At 60.9% G+C, this 18,247-nt stretch carries 18 protein-coding genes and 1 pseudogene; 9 read left to right on the top strand and 10 right to left on the bottom strand.

Annotated features, from left to right (window positions below; all coding sequences use genetic code 11):
* The first annotated feature begins 380 nt into the window (after nt 1-380).
* On the top strand, nt 381-971 hold the full coding sequence (locus OKW39_RS03185) for a hypothetical protein (protein WP_429562022.1): 591 nt from the start codon (nt 381-383) through the stop codon (nt 969-971).
* Nucleotides 972-1,781: 810 nt separating this feature from the next.
* Here the strand turns inward: OKW39_RS03185 and OKW39_RS03180 are convergent.
* From OKW39_RS03180 to OKW39_RS03165, 4 genes are all read right to left on the bottom strand, one after another.
* On the bottom strand, nt 1,782-2,492 hold the full coding sequence (locus OKW39_RS03180; protein ID WP_429562021.1) for a hypothetical protein: 711 nt from the start codon (nt 2,490-2,492) through the stop codon (nt 1,782-1,784).
* Between the two features lie 95 nt (nt 2,493-2,587).
* Nucleotides 2,588-3,529, bottom strand: a complete 942-nt coding sequence (locus OKW39_RS03175; RefSeq protein WP_429562020.1) for a hypothetical protein — start codon at nt 3,527-3,529, stop codon at nt 2,588-2,590.
* An 855-nt stretch (nt 3,530-4,384) separates the two neighbouring features.
* The gene (locus OKW39_RS03170) at nt 4,385-4,900 is read right to left on the bottom strand and encodes a hypothetical protein (protein ID WP_429562019.1); all 516 of its coding nucleotides are present in this window, start codon (nt 4,898-4,900) and stop codon (nt 4,385-4,387) included.
* 405 nt (nt 4,901-5,305) lie between these two features.
* Complete coding sequence (locus tag OKW39_RS03165; protein WP_429562018.1) at nt 5,306-5,929, bottom strand: hypothetical protein; 624 nt, start codon at nt 5,927-5,929, stop codon at nt 5,306-5,308.
* A gap of 142 nt (nt 5,930-6,071) precedes the next feature.
* On the opposite strand from OKW39_RS03165, the gene OKW39_RS03160 reads away from it, so the two are divergent.
* Both OKW39_RS03160 and OKW39_RS03155 read left to right on the top strand, forming a co-directional pair.
* Complete coding sequence (locus tag OKW39_RS03160) at nt 6,072-6,878, top strand: HNH endonuclease (RefSeq protein ID WP_429562017.1); 807 nt, start codon at nt 6,072-6,074, stop codon at nt 6,876-6,878.
* 530 nt (nt 6,879-7,408) lie between these two features.
* On the top strand, nt 7,409-8,368 hold the full coding sequence (locus OKW39_RS03155) for an SOS response-associated peptidase family protein (protein ID WP_429562016.1): 960 nt from the start codon (nt 7,409-7,411) through the stop codon (nt 8,366-8,368).
* 300 nt (nt 8,369-8,668) lie between these two features.
* Here OKW39_RS03155 and OKW39_RS03150 read toward each other — a convergent pair whose 3' ends face one another.
* Entirely contained in the window at nt 8,669-9,511 is an 843-nt protein-coding gene (locus OKW39_RS03150) for an NmrA family NAD(P)-binding protein (RefSeq protein ID WP_429562015.1), read from the bottom strand.
* A gap of 242 nt (nt 9,512-9,753) precedes the next feature.
* On the opposite strand from OKW39_RS03150, the gene OKW39_RS03145 reads away from it, so the two are divergent.
* The 3 genes and pseudogenes from OKW39_RS03145 to OKW39_RS03135 all read left to right on the top strand — a co-directional run bounded on the left by OKW39_RS03145 (nt 9,754) and on the right by OKW39_RS03135 (nt 11,131).
* A complete protein-coding gene (locus tag OKW39_RS03145; RefSeq protein ID WP_187628925.1) occupies nt 9,754-10,653 on the top strand; it encodes a LysR family transcriptional regulator in 900 nt (299 codons plus the stop codon).
* 149 nt (nt 10,654-10,802) lie between these two features.
* Nucleotides 10,803-10,982: pseudogene (locus tag OKW39_RS03140) on the top strand (SOS response-associated peptidase family protein); the annotation flags it as partial.
* Nucleotides 10,979-11,131 (top strand): hypothetical protein, encoded by a 153-nt coding sequence (locus OKW39_RS03135; RefSeq protein WP_429562014.1) that lies wholly within the window; start codon nt 10,979-10,981, stop codon nt 11,129-11,131. The pseudogene OKW39_RS03140 and the gene OKW39_RS03135, both read left to right, overlap by 4 nt.
* 32 nt (nt 11,132-11,163) lie before the next feature.
* Here the strand turns inward: OKW39_RS03135 and OKW39_RS03130 are convergent, their stop codons facing one another.
* Together OKW39_RS03130 and OKW39_RS03125 are read right to left on the bottom strand one after the other, a co-directional pair.
* Nucleotides 11,164-11,910 carry a trypsin-like peptidase domain-containing protein gene (locus OKW39_RS03130; protein ID WP_429562013.1) on the bottom strand — a complete coding sequence of 249 codons (747 nt, stop codon included), beginning with the start codon at nt 11,908-11,910 and terminating at the stop codon, nt 11,164-11,166.
* A gap of 362 nt (nt 11,911-12,272) precedes the next feature.
* Complete coding sequence (locus OKW39_RS03125) at nt 12,273-12,638, bottom strand: hypothetical protein (RefSeq protein ID WP_429336353.1); 366 nt, start codon at nt 12,636-12,638, stop codon at nt 12,273-12,275.
* Between the two features lie 346 nt (nt 12,639-12,984).
* Here OKW39_RS03125 and OKW39_RS03120 point away from each other — a divergent pair, with 346 nt between their 5' ends.
* Complete coding sequence (locus OKW39_RS03120; protein ID WP_429563444.1) at nt 12,985-13,320, top strand: sulfotransferase; 336 nt, start codon at nt 12,985-12,987, stop codon at nt 13,318-13,320.
* Between the two features lie 170 nt (nt 13,321-13,490).
* Here OKW39_RS03120 and OKW39_RS03115 read toward each other — a convergent pair whose 3' ends face one another.
* Nucleotides 13,491-13,736 carry a hypothetical protein gene (locus OKW39_RS03115; RefSeq protein ID WP_018418199.1) on the bottom strand — a complete coding sequence of 82 codons (246 nt, stop codon included), beginning with the start codon at nt 13,734-13,736 and terminating at the stop codon, nt 13,491-13,493.
* 248 nt (nt 13,737-13,984) lie between these two features.
* On the bottom strand, nt 13,985-14,212 hold the full coding sequence (locus OKW39_RS03110; RefSeq protein WP_018418198.1) for a DUF3820 family protein: 228 nt from the start codon (nt 14,210-14,212) through the stop codon (nt 13,985-13,987).
* Between the two features lie 168 nt (nt 14,213-14,380).
* Between OKW39_RS03110 and OKW39_RS03105 the strand changes: the two genes are divergently transcribed.
* Nucleotides 14,381-15,433: an NADP(H)-dependent aldo-keto reductase gene (locus OKW39_RS03105; protein ID WP_429562012.1), complete on the top strand. Its 1,053-nt coding sequence runs from the start codon at nt 14,381-14,383 to the stop codon at nt 15,431-15,433.
* Between the two features lie 93 nt (nt 15,434-15,526).
* On the opposite strand, the gene OKW39_RS03100 is transcribed toward OKW39_RS03105, so the two are convergent.
* The gene (locus tag OKW39_RS03100) at nt 15,527-16,951 is read right to left on the bottom strand and encodes a M20 family metallopeptidase (RefSeq protein ID WP_429562011.1); all 1,425 of its coding nucleotides are present in this window, start codon (nt 16,949-16,951) and stop codon (nt 15,527-15,529) included.
* 255 nt (nt 16,952-17,206) lie between these two features.
* On the opposite strand from OKW39_RS03100, the gene OKW39_RS03095 reads away from it, so the two are divergent.
* On the top strand, nt 17,207-18,190 hold the full coding sequence (locus OKW39_RS03095) for a LysR family transcriptional regulator (protein WP_429361364.1): 984 nt from the start codon (nt 17,207-17,209) through the stop codon (nt 18,188-18,190).
* The last annotated feature ends 57 nt before the right edge of the window (nt 18,191-18,247 follow it).

The following is an 18,247-nucleotide window of genomic DNA, read 5'->3' as shown; positions in this document are numbered from 1 at the left end:
TGGCGGATAGCAGCAGCCGATAAAGAACGGTTCGTCGCACATTTCTGGGATCGATGGCCAAGGGCCATGAAGCGTCATTCGCCCGCACCATCGGTCGGACTTTCAGACGTCCGCCTCTACAAACGGTCACAGGACCCCCGAAAACGAGTGCTGTTCAAGGGCGATCCTATCTCCGCGACAGAAAGCTGGGCGTGCACGAGTTGCGATCGCTTTGAACAGTCAAGATGTAGGTTTGAACAGAAGGTATCCCCCTTCAGTGCCACAGCGGTGACCTACCATTTAATTGGCGATCTGGCGCGCTTGATCGGGGCTGCGGGATTTCGACCGCGGATCGGCCCATGATCGAAGTCTTTTGTTCGCATACCTGATGGATGCCGACCATGGAAACACGTTCGTGGCGTCGTGTCGCACTACTCGGTGCGGTTCTCATTTTGCACGTGGGACTTTCACATGCCGACAGCGTGTCGGCGCAATGTCCAGGGTACGACGGCGACGGACCTTACCCGAAATTTTCGGCGCAGAAAACCGCCAATTGGGAAAGCCTGAACCTCGGAAAGATCGTAATCAGCAAGCCATCTCTCGAAGAAGTGCAGGTTCACGGTGAGCGTCACTTCAAGGTGACCCTCACTCAGATCATGCCTCAGTGCTACGTATCCGGTCACGTGTACGCGGAAGTGTTCAACAACGGGCATAAGAGCCAAGAGGTTCAGCTGTTCGGGGTAGTAGGTGCGGTGAACCGGCCGGACCCGCCTCAACGGTTCGAATTAATTTCCGCACAAGCTATTGCCCCGAACGTGACCATTGATGAAAACACGCAGGTCAATCTTTCCCTCGACTGTGGGTGCATCAAAGACCCCGGCAAGCCGATTCAACCGACCGATTTCATGATTCCGCTAGGCCAATGCGATACCGACTTCAATTGCCAACTGCCTTTCGGAGCGGTGTGGACGGGTGTCTGGCCGCATCGCTGAAAATCGCTTGCTTGCTGGCAACCACTGGACATGTCCATCACTCAGGCGCACGGTGCAGCGTCAGTGCGAACAGTAGTCTGCCAGCAAGATGACAACCAGACCTATCAGGCCACGTCGCCTGAAATGGAAATTTCGCAACATTTAGAGATTGAAAGACAGACCACTTGCGAAAGCTGGGGCGGAAGGCGGAGACCTGCCCCTCTGAATGACCGTCACACCTTGAAAGCTGCCACTTGCCGCGGCGGAATCCAACGGCAGCTCCGGGTCGCTATCGGTCCGCCCAGAAATTCGCCGAAAAGATAAAAAAACCGCCGCCCGGTCAGGGCGCGGCGGAAAGGTGCCAACTACGACAAACCGGGTCCCAGAGGATGCAAACCCGGCGGCGAAGTCTCCTACGTCTGCTCTTGGTGAGCCGTCGGACAACTCTGAAATCTTCGCGTGGCCGGGCTCGCTGGATCGGCGTTTCGCACCCACCTAGCGTCGACCGGGACGCTCCTCGAGGTCATCATCCGACCCGTCGCCCTTATCTGGCTTGGCTATACAAGCGTCTGGCCGGAGGAGCCGTTCATTACTGTCGGCTTCTGTCTCGCCTTTCTTGGGCCCGTGTTTTTCAAGCAGCCGCTTGCGACGAGGAGGCATGCCGGTTCAGGCGGACTGGCGGATGGCAGCAGCCGATGCAAAACGGTTCGTCCGGTATTTCTGGGATCGATGGTCAATGCGGTGGCCGATGCATCGGCCATGAAGGGACCTTCGTCTGATTCATAGACGAGACATTCAGATGGCAACTCCACCCCAACAAGCGGTCAGACGCTACGCGCGCTCTAGAGCGTCCGCAAACTCATCCCAGAACTCGATCGTCGAACGGCCGTACACCTGGATGTCCGTCATCGTTAGATACAGGTCTTCGCCCGACATAGGCCGATAGACGCTTGGGACATAACGAAATGGCATCGCGGTGAGCTTCCCATTCGCATGATGCGGTTCGAAGAACTCGGGGCGATGTGCCTTCAGGTTATCGGCGGAGTCGCCATCAGCATGCTTCACGGTGTTCGCTACTAACTGCAATTGGTCGATGCGCGACCAAGTTGGCAATTGGGTAATGTCGAGACCGTCGGCCGCGAGCCGCTTGCGCAGCACTGATAGCTTCAAGAAATCATTGTTGTGCTCTTCATTTGGGTGCAAAACTTCCTTACGGTGGAACGCCAACAGCTGCTGCTCCCAAGTGTGATAAAGCATTGGCGCAAACGAATTGACGAGCGACTGCCGGACGGCTTCCATCCCGGAATAATGCGCGTAGCCAGCTTCAAACGCAGATTCGGCCAGCATGGACTCGTCGACTACGTCAGGATCAAGCGGCATCGACACCAGCTCGTTGTACGTCTTTTCTTGAAGCGCTGTCGCTTCAGTTTCAATCCCGTCGAAGGTCGGGAGAAGACGATGCTCGAGCACCTGTAATGTCCGCTCTAGATGCGGTTTGAACATGCTTCGAAAATAGCGACGCCAGAATGACGCGTTGTGCATATGGGCTATCTCCTCTTGTTCCGGCGCATTTCTGACCTCCGATAGGTACATTGTGGTTATGTCGACTCATTGCGTCGTCGTACTCCCGCGAACTGTCATTGACCGCCGGTCGATTCAGGAGGCTGAGATTGTGGAGAAGCTGACTGTGGAAATGTGAAGCGGCTCGCGTCGATGACCAGCGTGTACGAGATCGGGCACAGCGGGTCTGGCTTCTCGTTGCGTTGCAGCACCATCGGAGGGAATGTCGGCAGGTTGGCATCGACGCACGCGACGAACATCGTCTCCGCGAACTGCAAAAGCTGATTGACCATGCGCGGCATCTCATCGGCGATCGAGCTTGGTCGTTCACCTTCGAGATACCACACTGGCACATGGACTTCGTTCGTCGGTAGCATGTCGAAATTCTCGATCACCAGCGGCCGCCCTTTGGTCGTACCGACGTGTTCCTGCCCGTTACGGAAATTCACGATGCGCCCGATGGTCGGAACCATTTCGCGGAACCATTGCACCATGAGATGCTTTTCGCCGAGCAGTGGTGCGATCTCTTTGTCGAGCAGGTGGTCCAAGTTGCTATGTGTGCTGCCGAGCTTCCAGAAGTGCTGGGGGATCTGACAGATATCCGTGATGGCCCGACGTGCGGGAATCAAGAACGCGGTCACCTTCGCGTCGAGATCTGCGACGATTGGGAAGTTCGCATACGTTCGGGCGTTTGCTGCCTGCTCCGTCTGGCCGAAACTCTTACACTGAGCGTGTACCGATTTGATAAGTTCGTCGGCCGCCTGCTCGCAGTGCAGGAGTGAAGTCTTGATCCGGTGCATGAGCTTAAGCGCCGCGTCTATGTGCGCGTCGTCCCGGAAGATAGTCCGGTTATGCAGCATGTCATTCGCCATGAGCAGCGTGCGGGCGATAATTGGCGACGAGGATCCTACGTCCGCTATCTTCACGTTGACGAACATCGCGTTGGGGTTCGTCCGGTCGGGGTCGATCGATTCAGGCGTCTGCATCCTGAACGTTTCCTCGGGCGAATAGATTTCCATGTGGTCTCCAAGCGGCACGAGACGTTGAATCGCCCCGTCCTTCGTCGCCGGCACCTTGAAGGACCCCGCGTTATCCCGTGGATACATCGGCACTCTATCTTTCGTCATCGTGAGCCCCATTTGTTCGCGCACCCGTCAGTGTACAAGGACCACGCCCCGGCGCTTCCGGTTTCGCGCCGGTGTGACCCCACGCACGCGAAGGTATGTGCATCAGCGCAAAACATAGACAACCCGCTGCCCCGCCCGTCTCCCGCCAAAATGTTTGATAACGACAGCGCTTTCGAGCACATGTTGTCATGTGCTTTCGCCGTAAGCAGAAACGGAATCAAAAAGTGCCGAAAATCTCCGGCTTTCGCTGCTATACACCACGAGCGTAAACGGCGCTTGCTCTGAATAGCCGTCGGACTGCATGCGAAGGACCGTTTTACCTTCGGAAACGGTCTTTTGGAAGAATGCATGTTGAGCGGCTGAGTTGAGGTCGCTGTCGGTCGGCCCAGAAACTCCCCGAAAAAATAAAAAACCGCCGCCCGGTCAGGGTGCGGCGGAAAGGTGCCAACTACGACAAACCGGGTCCCAGGGGATGCAAACCCGGCGGCGAAGTCTCCTATCTCTGCCCGTCGTGAGCGATCGGACAACTCTGAAATTTTCGAGCGGCCGGCCTTGTTAGGCGGACATTCTGCGCCTCGCTAGCATCGACGTGGGCGCTCGTCGAGGTCATCATCAGCCCCGATCGCTCTGAGCCAATGCACGCATCCGCACTCTGACTGAGCCTGCGCCTGCTTCCTGTCGCCGCGAAGGCAGAGGGCATGCCGGCGGCAGGCTATTGATGATCTGAGCCTCGCGCCGGCGACGTGATCACTTCGTGGTGTTAGTGACTGGCTTCAGGTCTTTCGCTGCGGCAAGGGTGGGGCCAGCGACCGGCGATGCATCGCTCGCGGCAGCCTTCTGATCGTCGGCCTTCTTCGGCGGCTCAATAATCGTGGTCAACCCCATGCTTACGGTAATGAGCGCTGGGTAGTCGTATGCGGCGCCGGTGCTCATGTCAACGCCAGCGCCGATCAACCCACCGAAAAGGATGTTGCCGAAGGCCATGCCCTTTGTGCTCGACTTCACGGTTGCGATGCCCGGATCAACGCCATCCTTTTCGCATTTCACACTCAGATCTCCGTAGGCTCGGTGGATGGTCACCGATCCGGGCGTCTTGATGAACCACGTTCCCTTGTCGTTTTCCAGTTTGCAAGCAGCGCCGGCGAATTCGTCTCCACCTTTTACTGTCTGCACGGAGACGACTTGATTCGTTCCCCCGACGATAGATGCGCAGCCGCTGAGCGCGGCGACGCATGCGAGAGTCCCCAATGTCGCTTTTTTCATTTTGCTTCCCGTATTGTGGATTTATGGTTGTTACAATTTGTAACGGGAAACGATTCTATCGACGGAAAGAGTTGCTCGCAAGCTGGCGGTGCACCTGGAAGCCGGCTGCCCCGAAGTGGGCTAGCGCCATGCCTTTTTCCTGCTCGCTTGATCATCTTGAGTCGAGTCGTCATTGGCGCCGACGGCTCTGACCCAATAGACGCAGCCGCTGTCTGGGTTCGCTTGGACTTGCCGGCCGCCGCCGCGCACGCACAACGCGTGCGATCCGCCCGCAACCTCACCGCCCCAATGCTCACAGAAACGGCAGGGGCGGTCAGTCGCGGCGTCCGGATAGCGGATGTGAGACATGGGGTGCGCATTACTGTATGGATATACAGTAATGCGGATGCCAGAACGGCAATTCGCCTACCTCGGCTTTCGCAGACGGCGCTTCTGGCGGGCCGGGATCTTTTTCGGCGCTTTCAGGGACTTGAGGTAGGTATTCATCCCATCGCGTGCCAGTGCGAGTTCATAAATCAACATGTCGTATCGTATCTCGACGTTGCGGACAAGCGTCGCCTCCTCTGGCGAAGTAGGAGGTCCCATGGACACCAGTTGTTCAAGAAGGGACACCCTAGCGCTCAAGAGCTGTCGAATCTTTGCATAGGCCGGCTCCAGTACGAAGTCGGAGCGATCTCGTCGGATCTCATCTAGAAGCTCCGAGACCTGGAGCAATATCTGCGATGCATCTGCCGCCACCAGATTCCATCTGTCGGCCAGCTTTTTCTCGTCTAGCCTCTCGCCGGCCCCGTGTTCCGCGGATTCAGCGAGGTTCCGCAAGTCGAGTGTCATCGGCGTTTGAAAGGCCATGAGGTCTTCATACTGGGCACTCGCCTTCAGGAGCTTTGCGTAGACGATTCTCGCTCTTGCCGCGTCGTAGCCTTTCACGCCAGTCGAGATCATGTGCGCGACGCCGTCGGTAACCTTGGAGATGGCGTCCCCTGCGGCACCGACCGCGTCGACCAGATCCTTGAACAGATTGATTTCCATCGTGGTCTCCTCGTTGCGGGTCTTCTGCAGGCGTGGGCGGCGGGCCCCTCCATGGAAGATAGGATGGTTGCGGGCGCCGTCAAGGAAGGGGGAATTTTATGTGGGGCGCGCACACCGCCCACAACGGGACGGGTCTACGCGTATGCTGTTCATTCCGACAGCCCTCATGTGCCGCGCGTCACCTGCGCGGCCAGAACGCAACATGGCGAGATACGACGCCCTCGAAGCCCACCTGCGCAGTCTTCCCGGCGACATCGTCCGGCTCACGTTTGACGAGATCAACAGGATCCTTGGAAAGCGGCTGCCGCCCTCGGCTTACGATCACCCACCGTTCTGGAGCAATACCGACTCACACGTCCACGCCGTCGCCTGGGAGCGTGCCGGGTGGCGCACGGTTGGCCACGACCTCGAGCAGCAGTACGTGGATTTCCGCCGGTTCACTGCCGGACCCTCTGGCGAATTGCACGCCGGAGGCCAGTCGCGGAACGAGACAAATGCCGCCGAGGCGCCTGTGTCGGACAGCGATCGTCATCAATGGGAAAGCGAGGAAAGGCAGCTTGCGACGATCTTGACTCGTCGCGGGCAGCGAGATTTCCGTAGTCGTCTCCTTTGTGCCTACGGGACCACCTGTGCCGTCAGCGGCTCAACCGTGGAACCGCTGCTCGAGGCGGCCCATATCGTGCCGCATGCGCTCGAAACGAACTACGCTACCGCCAACGGGCTCCTGTTGCGCGCTGACATCCACACGCTTTTCGATCTGCACATGGTGGCTGTGGATGCCACAGGCTGCGTGGCCGTCTCGCGCTCCCTCGAATCGTCGGAATACGCCCGGTATCGCGGCCGACGACTCGCGGCGCTTCCAACCGGCGAACAAGAGCAACCGTCCGCTGACCATCTGAAGTACCACCACGAACTGTTCCTCACGCGCGAAGGCTCGCTGGCTGTCTGACCTTTCGTTGCTGATGGAAACCGAGGCCCATTGCATGAGCTTGTCGCATCCGTGTACGCTGGCGCGATGGCGAAACTGGATATCCTCGTTGGAACGGTCGGCGCGGTGGCCTCTGTCGGGGCTGCCGTTTTTTGGCTTTGGTCGTCACTGGTCAAGGTTCCGGACAACATAGATACATTCATCGGTGAGCTGCAACGGATCAGCCGTGTGAACGCTTGGGCCGCCATGTGTGCATGCGTGGCTGCAGTCTGTGCCGCATACAGTTTCGCTCGAGGCCTCGGGTGGATTGAATAAAAGAACCAGCGGATATCCGACCGGGCCGATGGACGGCCTCTAGCTTGGATGCGAAATGCGTGCGATTCACTCGGAATGTCGCCGCCCCAATGCTCGCAAAGACGGCAGGGGTGGTCAGTCGCGGCGTCCGCGTAGCGGATGTGTGACATGGGGGTACGTAATACTGTATGGATATACAGTATATCTAGGCGCGGCGGCGGTATCATAGGGACCTCTCAAAAATTCGAGGTGACGCTATGTGCTACTCGGCACAAATAGAAGCGGACTATCGTAGGTACGTGAGGGAGTTCGGCGCGGACATCAGACTCCGCGAGTTCGCGCAACTGTACTGGGAGCGCTCGCAGAAAAAGAAGGTCAAGATCCCCAAGGCCGTCGACGCGGCGTTTGCCGACCCGAAAAACGAAATCGAGCGCGAGATCAAGGCGTTGATCGACCAATTCAATCTGGAGCAGACTGCAGCGCTTGAACAGGAGTTGTTCAAGCAGCGCGCGCGGCTCGCAGACGCTGAACACACTCTCCAGATCAAAACCACCAAGGTGGCCACGGAAAGCAGGCGCATCGCGACTGACAAGATCGACGCGGCCCGGCGTCGTCTGGATGACATCCGTCGCGTTGAACTGAAAGATCGGGATTCGCGGATTTTCCCCGGCGGCTATGCGCCTGTCATGCTCATCGAGGATGGGCGCCGGGTGATCAAGCCGATGCGGTATCAGTGTCGGCCAGCAGGCAAGCCGCCGTTCTACGACACGAAGTACCCCGGCACGTACAACGCGCGTCGCGACAATCTCGAAGGCTTCTGGAAGGAGCTATTTGGCTACTCTCACGGCCTGATGGTCGTCAGCGCCTTCTACGAGAACGTTAGCCGCGCCAAGATGGAGGGGCGCGAGCTGAAGGAGGGCGAGCAAGACGAAAACGTCGTCCTTGAATTCCGGCCGCGCGTCGGCGGCGAAATGCTCGTTGCGTGTCTGTGGTCGCGCTGGACGGGATCCGGCGAGCCAGACCTCCTGTCGTTTGCTGCGATCACAGACGAGCCGCCGCCCGAGGTGGCCGCAGCGGGACATGATCGCTGTATCGTGCCTGTCAAACGCGAGAGTGTCGACGCGTGGCTGAACCCCGATCCGGAGAATCTCGCCGCGCTGCATGCGATTCTGGACGATCGGGAGCGGCCGTACTACGAGCATCGATTGGCGGCGTGACGGGCACCGGTGCGGGTGTAACCGTCGACCGTGCGCCTAGGATGGAAGGCGGTCCAGCGGCAGGAGGCGGCCAACAGCGGTCGGTCATAGTTGACCGCTTTCGGGGTTCCTGCTCGCTTTACAGGAACCCGGAAGGACGCCGGCCAGATGTCAACTTCCTGCACCGCGGCCCATTTCGCCGCCGGAGCCGTGGAGCATTTTTTGCGATAAGAAATACTGGTCGAGCTTTACCTCGGAAGGGCGTATGTTGATAAGCCCTCCGAGCCAGACGGCCTTTTAGTCGACCGCGTGCGTAATCGTCTATAAACCCGTTGCAACCCGGAAGCTGGTGAGTTCTCCACGCCAACCACTGCGCCGCAGAAAACCTTCCCATGTCAGTGCGTCGGGATCGTTTCGCCGGCTCCACGTCAAGTCTCGTTCTGGCGCGTAGTACCCGTATTCGACCGCATAGGTAACCATTCCCACAAGTTCGCGCACCAGCCACTCATCGGCACCGAACGCGGGAAAGTGACGTAGTAATTCCTCGCGCGTATACGCTGAGGCGTAGTGCGCACGCCGGCCTGTTACGCGGACGAAGGTGTCCACAATCTCGCGCGCGGTCAGGACCTCACCGATCACCGGCAGGGTTTGGCCGGAATAAGACTCCGGCTCGTCAAATTGCGCCAGAACCGCGGGACCGGTTGCGGTCAGCGGATCGACAAATGGCACGGGCGTATCTGGCGGCAGATAGACGGCGAAGCTGAGGCTGTCGTCGGTTTCCGGCCGTGGTACGTAGTACTCAAGGAAGTTGCTGTAGAAAAAAGCGAGCTGGATGAAGGAGCTGCGCAGCGGCAGCGTGCGCAAGTATGCCTCCACCAAGGCCTTTTCGGTGAAGTGTGGCGCCCACAGGGTGCCCCCCGTGCGAGCCTCAACGTTTTCGAGGCTGCTCCAGACAATATGCTCCACGCCCGCGGCGAGCGCCGCATCAGCCAACTCGAGCCCCAGCGCCAATTCGGGGCGGCCCGGCGGCGGCACGGGCGCTATTGGCGGTGTCATCAGGAAGGCACCGTACGAGCCGCGCATAGCCGCGGCAAGCTCGGCTTGGCGACCCGCCTCCAACGGCGCGATGACGATCTCGGCGCCGCGCTGGGCCAGTTCGCGCATGGGTGCGCTATCTGCACTTCGTGCGAGAGCGCGCACGCGGGTAGCGACCGCTATCCAGCAGGGCGCAGGCCACGCTGCGGCCTTGCTTGCTGGAGGCGCCAGCGACGGTGATCAAGGGCAATGGTGCAAAAGGCGTCATGAGACTCTCCATACAGGCACGCAACACGCGCGCCGACATGTGCAGTCTGGACAAAAAATGCTATAGAGTGAAATCGTCAATCTCTTGCTCTACTATCCATGCCATGGATACCAAACGCATAGACCTGAACCTGTTGGTCACCCTCGAAGCCTTGCTCGCAGAGCAAAACGTGACGCGCGCTGCCCGCCGCCTACACCTTAGCCAACCAGCGGTAAGTGCGCAGCTCGCACGCTTGCGCGACCTGTTTGGTGACCCGTTGCTGATCCCGGCGCAACGCGGCATGACTCCCACGGCGAAAGCCGACGAACTGCTGGCGCCCTTGTGCAATGCGCTTGATCAATTGCGTGCAACGGTGATCCAGCATGGCCATTTCGATCCCGCGCGGGCGCAACTAACTATGGCTATCGCCTGCACCGACTATCTACAGGCTGCGCTTGTGCAGCCGCTACTCCTGGAGCTTCGACAACAGGCGCCTGGTGTGCGGATAGCGTTGCGTATGCTGGACGTTCCGCAACTGCCAACGCAAATGGCTCACGGCGAGGTCGACCTCGCGTTTATGACGCCCAGTGACGCCCCGACTGGCCTGCGCAGCCGCCACCTGTTTAACGAACGCTACGTGATGATAGGCCGCCGCGACCATCCCAAGCTGCGACGAAAGCTCACGGTTTTGCAGTTCGCGCAGCTTGAGCATGTCATCGTGTCGCTACGCGGCGGCGACTTCGTCACGCCCGTGGACGACGCGTTGGCGGCCCTAGGCCTTCGGCGCAACGTGGTGCTGTCCGCGGCCTCCTTCCTGTTTGTGCTGGATATCGTGTCCCGCTCCGACCTCGTTGCTCTAGTGCCGCAACGGCTTGTGCGCGATCACACCGATGCATTGCGGATCGTAGAATGCCCGATTTCCGTTCCGGGCTTCGAGGTGGGCATGCTGTGGCATGAGCGCAGTCACGGACACACCGGCCATCGCTGGGTGCGCGAGATCCTTAGGGCGTTGGTCGCCGGGTGAGGCGGGTCTGCAAAGGGCGGGGCGGAACGGCCGTCTCACGGCGGTCTAAGCACGCGCGCAACGACTGAGTTGACAGGCAATCTGGTTAATTTGAATGACCCCTTTTCAGCGATCAGACTGAGGGGAACAATGTCTGTAACGGGTCGTGTGCGGTCGCCGACGAGCCGCCGCCCGGAAGTCTCGGCAACAGGTGATGACCGATGCATCGTTCCGATCAAGCCCGAGAACATCGACGCGTGGTTGAGTCCTGATCCGGCAAATCTGGCAATGTTGCACGCCGTCCTGGATGATTGCGATCGGCCGTACTCGAGCATCGGATGGCGGCATGAAGCGGTACGACGCAGAGTATTTCGCCGTCGTCGCAACCTTGCATTTCTGCAACCGGACGGTCGCGCAGGAGCCGACCTCGCTCAATTGCAAGATGATCAGCCGGCGGTTCATCGGCGACGAGCCGCGCGAGCCGGGCGAGCGGGCGTGAAAAAAGCCGCCAAAGGCAGCTTCCCCAAAAAGTCAGATCGTTGCCAGAAGCTGTTGAATCGCTTCCGCTTTCCAGACCATTCCTATGTCTGAATCCTTGTGGATGCGTCCGCTGTAGATGCCAATGAAGTTGCTGAACGGCCCAGCCATCATGGCGGTGTTCCCGCTACGTAACGGCACCATGCCGCCGGAGCGGAATGCAATGACCGGTGATCCGGATTGACCGGGTCGTCCCCTGCAATCGACCAACATCACTGGCAGTTCGTTATAGCTGAGGTCTGGCTCCGAAGCGACCGTCCCGTTGACCCAGATGGCGAGATTCTCCCCGGCTGCCATGCCAAACGGAAAACCGATGATCGAAACATGATCGGTCGGACGGAGCAGAATTTGCCTATCAGTAGCGGTGACCATCTCATAGAGTAACTGCTCGTCTGCAGGAACCCTGTCAATCGGGATCGCGACGAAGTCCGCTCGTTCGCCGAGCGCGGGATGCTCGACCCACTGCGGCTCGTTTTCTACGAGCAGATCCAGGGTGATAGCCTCCCAGTTCACTCGTTGCCCTCCAGCCGCGCCTGTCCCATAGTTCGGCGGTACAGCGCCCAAAATTGGCATTCGAATCGTGAGCACGTTCGGAATCGCGAGGGTAGGCGAAAGTGTGTTCCCGGTGTTTTGGTCTCGCCCCGTGACGTTGTGACGGTTCGTGATAAGACAAATTCTCCCGCTCCCGCTCCGCGCAAAAAATCCGGTTCCAGTCGACAGAGACTGACCAGAGAAACTCATCGTGAGATGCACGGATCTGACTGACTCGACAGCAACTTGTGGTGGGCTCGACATTTTTCTCTTTTGTAGTTGCGTTGAACAACGACCTCCCCTGCGTCCCGGTGCTACGCCAGTGCTACGCGACTGTCTGGCCGATCTCGGTACGCCTTTCGTGTCGATTCTTTCCGGTTATTCGTCGTTCCAATCCATCATCGGTGCAACGGACACGCGGCGGGGGCTGGGAGTGCGAGGTAAAGACATGGAGCGGCCAGGCGGCTTGAATCAAAACGATAATTTTACCGCAAGGCCAGAAACCGCCGGGCGCTGGAGCCATATCACTGTCGCGACAGAGGCGGGCACCGGTTCGTCAATGAGTCAATGCCTTAGTGTCCATGTCCCCCCGTCCCGCCGCCACTGCTCCACGAGCTGCTGCCGCCGTGCATGCCGCCGTATCCGCCACCGTGCCATCCGCCGTCCCCGCCATGCCATCCGCCGTGCCCGCCGTGCCCGCCACCGCCATGCCATCCGCCGCGCCCGTGCCAATACCCATGTCCGTAATAGCAGCACGACCCTCCGAAACCGCCATAGATACCAACCGAGCCGTACGCCGGTCCGTAGTAAGGCGGTCCATACGCGTAGGGATAGTAGGGTTGCGCATAGCCGTAGTCCGCTGGCGGCGCGACGACGCATCCAGTGATGCTCGCTGCCGCGGCCGCTAGCAGCGTCATCGATGCAATGAGCCTGGTCACGATTTTCTCCTTCACGTAAACCTCAGAAAAACCGCGCGCAACGGAGTTCAGCCGCGTTTGTGTCCGAGCGTTACCCGCGCCGGCGCGGCGGTGCGCGCTCGGGGCTTCGACCACGCGAGCCGTTGCCGCGACGCTCGACCGTTTCGCCAATCTTCTCGCGTATTACCGAGCGGCGTTGCGGTAACACTTCGTTAACGATCTGATACGTTACTGACGGGCGTGGCTGCTAACTTCCATCGGACGATTCGTCGTTTAAGTCGGAAGCGATTCGCTTGCCCGCCCCGTTCGATCATCTGCTCAAAGGCGACGTGCTGTATCGCCAGGGCATGCGCGACAACGAGGCGGAATCGCTTGGCCCGCTCGCGCGCTTTGCCGACCAATACCCGTTCAACTTCATCAACGTCGCCTCATTCATCTCGCGCTGCCGAACGCGCGCATCAATCATGGCCGCCGCTCGCGATTACAGCCCTGTCTATCGATTTTCTCGCGCATTTTTCGCGACGTGGCGTTCGGCTGCCACCTCGGCGAGCCGGGCCGCTGTCAGCGCGCGTACGATGCGTTGATAACGCACTGGCGGCGCGTTCTACACGCGGGCGTGATGATCGAGATCGAGCACGAGGAGCTGGTCGACGCTTGCGAGGCGAACGGGCGTCGCATGCTCGCGCATTGCGGGCTCGAGTGAGACGAACGTTGCCTCGCATTTCGCGAGACGATGCGGAGTGTCAGTACCGCGAGTTCCGCACAGATGCGCCGACCGTTGTATCGAACGTCGATGCGGCGCTGGCAGCCGCGAGGCGAATTGCGTGAACCGCTATGGGAAGGTCTCGGTCCCGACCTGACGGCGGCCGACGCTCAACGCGCGATCACCGATACGTGATGCAGCCACGGGTACACGCCGGCAATGAACGCCGCGTAGATCGCGGCCATCGTCACGCCGGCGGCCGTGCCCCAAATGTCGCGCGAGGCGGCGCCCTGGCGAAAATGCACAGGCAGTCCGACCACGACGTAGCCGATCACGAAGAACAGGATGACCGCGCGCACCGGCGACAGATCGTGGCCGATGAATTCGAGCAACGCCGACAGGCTGAATTGCGACATGGACATGCAGGGAGTCACGAAGGCGGGGGGATCGCACGGCGCCGGAACACATCGAAATTGTTCAGCGAATGACGACTGATCCGCTTCACTCTCGACGTTTCACAGCGCGACGACCTATGCCGATTAAAGGCCACGCAAACGCGATCCGCAAGAAAAAACCTGTATGAATTTGTACTGTCCTACATTGCTTGCAGTTTGCCTGCGCCGCGACTTTCAGCCTGCCTGGCAACGCTTTCACGGCGACGCTCTCAACGCTCCAGGGGCTTCGGTTTGCGCAAGGGGTCGAGCAGCGGTTTCAAACCGTTGTGATCGATCTCGTGCATCAACGCGAGCAGACGGCCAATCTCGCCGGGCGGAAAGCCCTGGCTCGCGAACCAGTTCAGATAGTGGCCGGGCAGGTCGGCGATCACGCGGCCTTTATATTTCCCGTAGGGCATCACGCGCGTGACCAGCAATTCGAGGTGTTCGTGATTCATGGCAACGAGGTCATGATGAAACGCGCGTCGAGAGCGCAAAGCGCGCAGCGCGCAAGCACCAGGCGGCGCGCTGCAACGCATGGCCCCGCATTCTAGCCTTGCTGCAGGTAATGCGCCGGCGTGATAACGTCTGCGCTTTCCGTTCACCTCTTCAACAGGACAAGTTAGATGGAATACCGCAGACTCGGCGACTCCGACGTGCAGGTTAGCCTGATTGGTCTCGGCACGATGACGTGGGGCGAGCAGAACACCGAGCAGGAAGCGCACGCGCAGATCGACTACGCGCTCGATCACGGCGTGAACCTGATCGACACCGCGGAAATGTATCCGGTGCCGCCGCGCGCCGAAACGCAAGGCTCGACGGAGCGCTACATCGGCACGTGGCTCGCGCAGCACAAGAGCGCGCGCGAGAAGATCGTGCTCGCCACCAAGATCGCGGGCCCCGCGCGTCAGCCGCACAATCCGCGTCATATTCGCGGCGAGGGCAACCAGTTCGATCGCAAGAACCTGACCGAGGCGCTCAACGGCAGCCTCGAACGTCTGCAAACGGACTACGTCGATCTGTATCAGCTGCACTGGCCCGATCGCAGCACGATGACGTTCGGCCGTCCGTCGTATCCGTGGGTCGACGACGCGTACACGGTGCCGATCGAGGAAACGCTGACGGTACTCGCCGAATTCGTGAAGGCTGGCAAGGTGCGCCATATCGGCGTGTCGAACGAAACGCCGTGGGGCGTCGCGCAGTTTCTGCGCGCGGCCGAAAGACTCGGCTTGCCGCGCATCGTCAGCATCCAGAATCCGTACAGCCTGTTGAACCGCACGTACGAAGTGGGTCTGTCCGAGTACGCGCATCGCGACAACATCGGTCTGCTCGCGTATTCACCGCTCGCGTTCGGCTGGCTGTCGGGCAAGTACGAAGGCGGCGCGCGTCCTGCCGGCGCGCGCATCACGCTGTTCGAGCGCTTCCAGCGCTATAGCAAGCCGCAAGCCGTGCAGGCGACCACGCGTTACGTCGAGCTCGCGAAGCGCCACGGCATGACCCCCGCGCAATTCGCGCTCGCGTTCGTCAATAGCCGGCCATTCGTGACCAGCAATCTGATCGGCGCGACCTCGCTCGAACAATTGAAGGAAAACATCGCCAGCGCGGACGTGAAGCTGTCGCCGGAAGTGCTGGCGGAAATCGACAGGCTGCACGAGCTGCAGCCGAATCCGGCGCCTTGATGTCGAGGTAAGCGCGACGCGCTTGCCGCGGTGGCCCCGGTCGATTGCCGGGGCGGCCGCAAGGCGCAGCGAATCACTTGGCGTCGGCCGAACTCAACCCGCGGCCTTTGCCGTATCCACCGTCTCGCGCTTCGCCGCAAGCGGCGAGTTCTCGCCGAGATCCCAGAACAGTCCCGCCATCATCTGCAGGCCCTCGCGCACCACCGGAGCCAGAAGGTGCTCGTTCGGCGCATGCTGCGAGCAGGCCGGATAAGAATGCGGCACCCAGATCGTCGGCAGACCGAGCGTGTCGGCGAATACCTCGTTCGGCAGCGTGCCGCCGAGATTCGGCAGCAGCGCGGTCTTCTTGCCGGTGGTCGCTTCGAGCGACGCGATCGCCCACGTGACCCACGGATCGTCGGGATCCAGCCGCGTGGCTGGCGCGCCGCGTTCGACGTCGATTTCGACCAGCTGAAAACCGTGCGCATCGAGATGCGCGCGCAGATGCTTGCCGAGGTTTTCCCAATCGGTGCCGACCACGAAACGCAACTGGCAGACCGCGAACGCCGACGGCGGAATCGCGTTGACCGGGTTCTCCGGATTGCCCGCCTTGAAGGCCAGCACTTCGAAGCTGTTCCAGCCGAACACGCGCTCGGGCGCGGAAAGACCCGGCTCGCCCCAGTTCTCATCGACGGTGGGGTCGCCCGGACCGTTGCCCACCGTGATGTCGGCAAGTGCGCGGCGCACGGCCTCGGGGATCGGCGGCGGACGCAGGCCGTCGACTGCGATCACGCCGCGCGCATCGACGAGACTCGCGAGCGCGTTGGCGAGCACCGTCGCCGGATTGCGCAGCAAGCCGCCCCAGTTGCCCGAGTGATGCGCGCCGTCGCGCAGGTTCAGCGACAGCCTGAAATTGACCGCGCCGCGCGAGCCGAGAAACACGGTCGGACGACGCGCTGCGAGACGCGGACCGTCGGAGGCGATCAGCACGTCGGCGGCGAGTTCGTCGCGATGCGCATGGCAGATCGCGTCGAGCCCCGGCGAGCCGGTTTCCTCACCCATCTCGATCAACAGCTTCGTGTTGAAGCCGAGTTTGCCGTCGCGCGCGGCGAGCGTGCTCGCGAGCGCGGCGAGGTTGATCGAGTGCTGGCCTTTGTTGTCGGCGGTGCCGCGACCGAACCAGCGCTCGCCTTCCACGCTCACCGCCCACGGCGTCAGCGGCGCGCGCCACTGGCTGTCGTAGCCGCGCACGACGTCGCCGTGGCCGTAGATCAGCACGGTCGGCAGATGATCGCCTTCGTGACGGTTGGCGATCAGGAACGGACCGAAGCCATCGACCGGGTTATCGACGATGCGCGTGCTGAAGCCGAGGCGCTCCGCTTCGGGCTGGATTTCGTCGGTCAGATAGGACAGCAGCAGTGCGCCGCGATCGCTTTCCTGGCTTTCGGTGCGAAAACCGACGCGACGGTTCAGATCGGCGAGAAAAGCGCCGGATTCGAAGTGCCGGGTGGCAAGCTCGATGGCCTGGTTGCGGCTCATGTCGATGTCTCCGATGCGGGGGATGGGTGAAGGGGCGGAGGGCCGCGAGGCTCGATGGCTCGATGCTCGGCGCGGCGTTCAGGCGAATCGTCTGCAACGTGATTGCGACCGATTCTAGAAGCGCGCCATTTTTGTCACAATGATCGTGTTTCGAAGCTTGCCTTGCCGGAAAAGCAAAGCGTCGCGCGTCGGCTTGAACCGCGGCACCCGCCCACCCATGGCACCGTTGCAACTGATTCGATCGAGGCGTCCAGGATGGCACGTTCACTGCATGGCATCGCGTTGCGTTATTTCGTCGAAGTCGCGCGCGGCGGCTCGCTGAGCGACGCGTCCGAGCGGCTGCACGTCGCGGTATCGGCGATCAGCCGGCAAATCGTGCGGCTCGAAAGCGAGCTCGGCGTGACGCTGTTCGAGCGGCGTCCGCGCGGCATGACGCTGTCCGAGGCCGGTGAGCGGCTGCTTGCGTACGCGCAACGCAGCCTGCTCGAAGCCGAGCACGTGATGAAAGAGATTAGCGGCCTCGCGAGCTTGCACGGCAGCCGGATCAAGATCGCGACCGCCGAGGGTTTTGCGGTCGACTTCCTGCCCACCGCGATTGCGGATTTCCGCGCCGAGCGCCCCGGCATCGATTTCACGCTGACCGTGATGTCGCCGGCCGACGCCACTCGCCACGTGCGCGACGGTGACGTCGATATCGCGCTGTCGTTCAGCCTCGCGCCGGAGAAGGGCGTGAAGGTCGAGCACACCGAACGCGCGCCGGTGTTCGTGCTGCTGCGCGCCGATCATCCCCTTGCGGCGCGCGCGAAACTGTCGCTCGCCGAGGTGAGTCGCTATCCGCTCGTGTTGTCGGAGACGGGCACCACGATTCGCCAGTTGATCGACATCACGTGCGCGCTCGAAGGCATCCTCCTCGAGCCGGATCTGATCTGCAACAACAGCGGCGCGAGTTATCGCTACGCGCAGCGGTCCGGAGCGATCATGTTCACGGGGCTGCTGTCGGTGCGCGACCGCTATGCCGACGACGGCTTCGTCGTGATTCCGCTCACCGACCCGCAGATGCGCCAGCGCAGCATCCAGGTGCAGACGATGGCGGGGCGCGAGTTGCCCCCGTCGGTGCGCACGTTTCGCGACCATCTGATCGCGCGGATCGCGGATGCGAAGCCGGCTGGGGCGCAGGCGTCGAAGCTCGCCGGTGGACGCGGTAAACGTACGCCGCGGCGCCCGCGAGCCGATGCATGAAATGCGACACATGCCGCGCACTAAGCGGCAAATGTTCTCCCGGAATCCGAATCACGA

The organism is Paraburkholderia sp. MM6662-R1, from assembly GCF_050436245.1.
Lineage (GTDB): Bacteria > Pseudomonadota > Gammaproteobacteria > Burkholderiales > Burkholderiaceae > Paraburkholderia > Paraburkholderia tuberum.
This window is presented reverse-complemented; position numbering and strand designations above follow the sequence as displayed.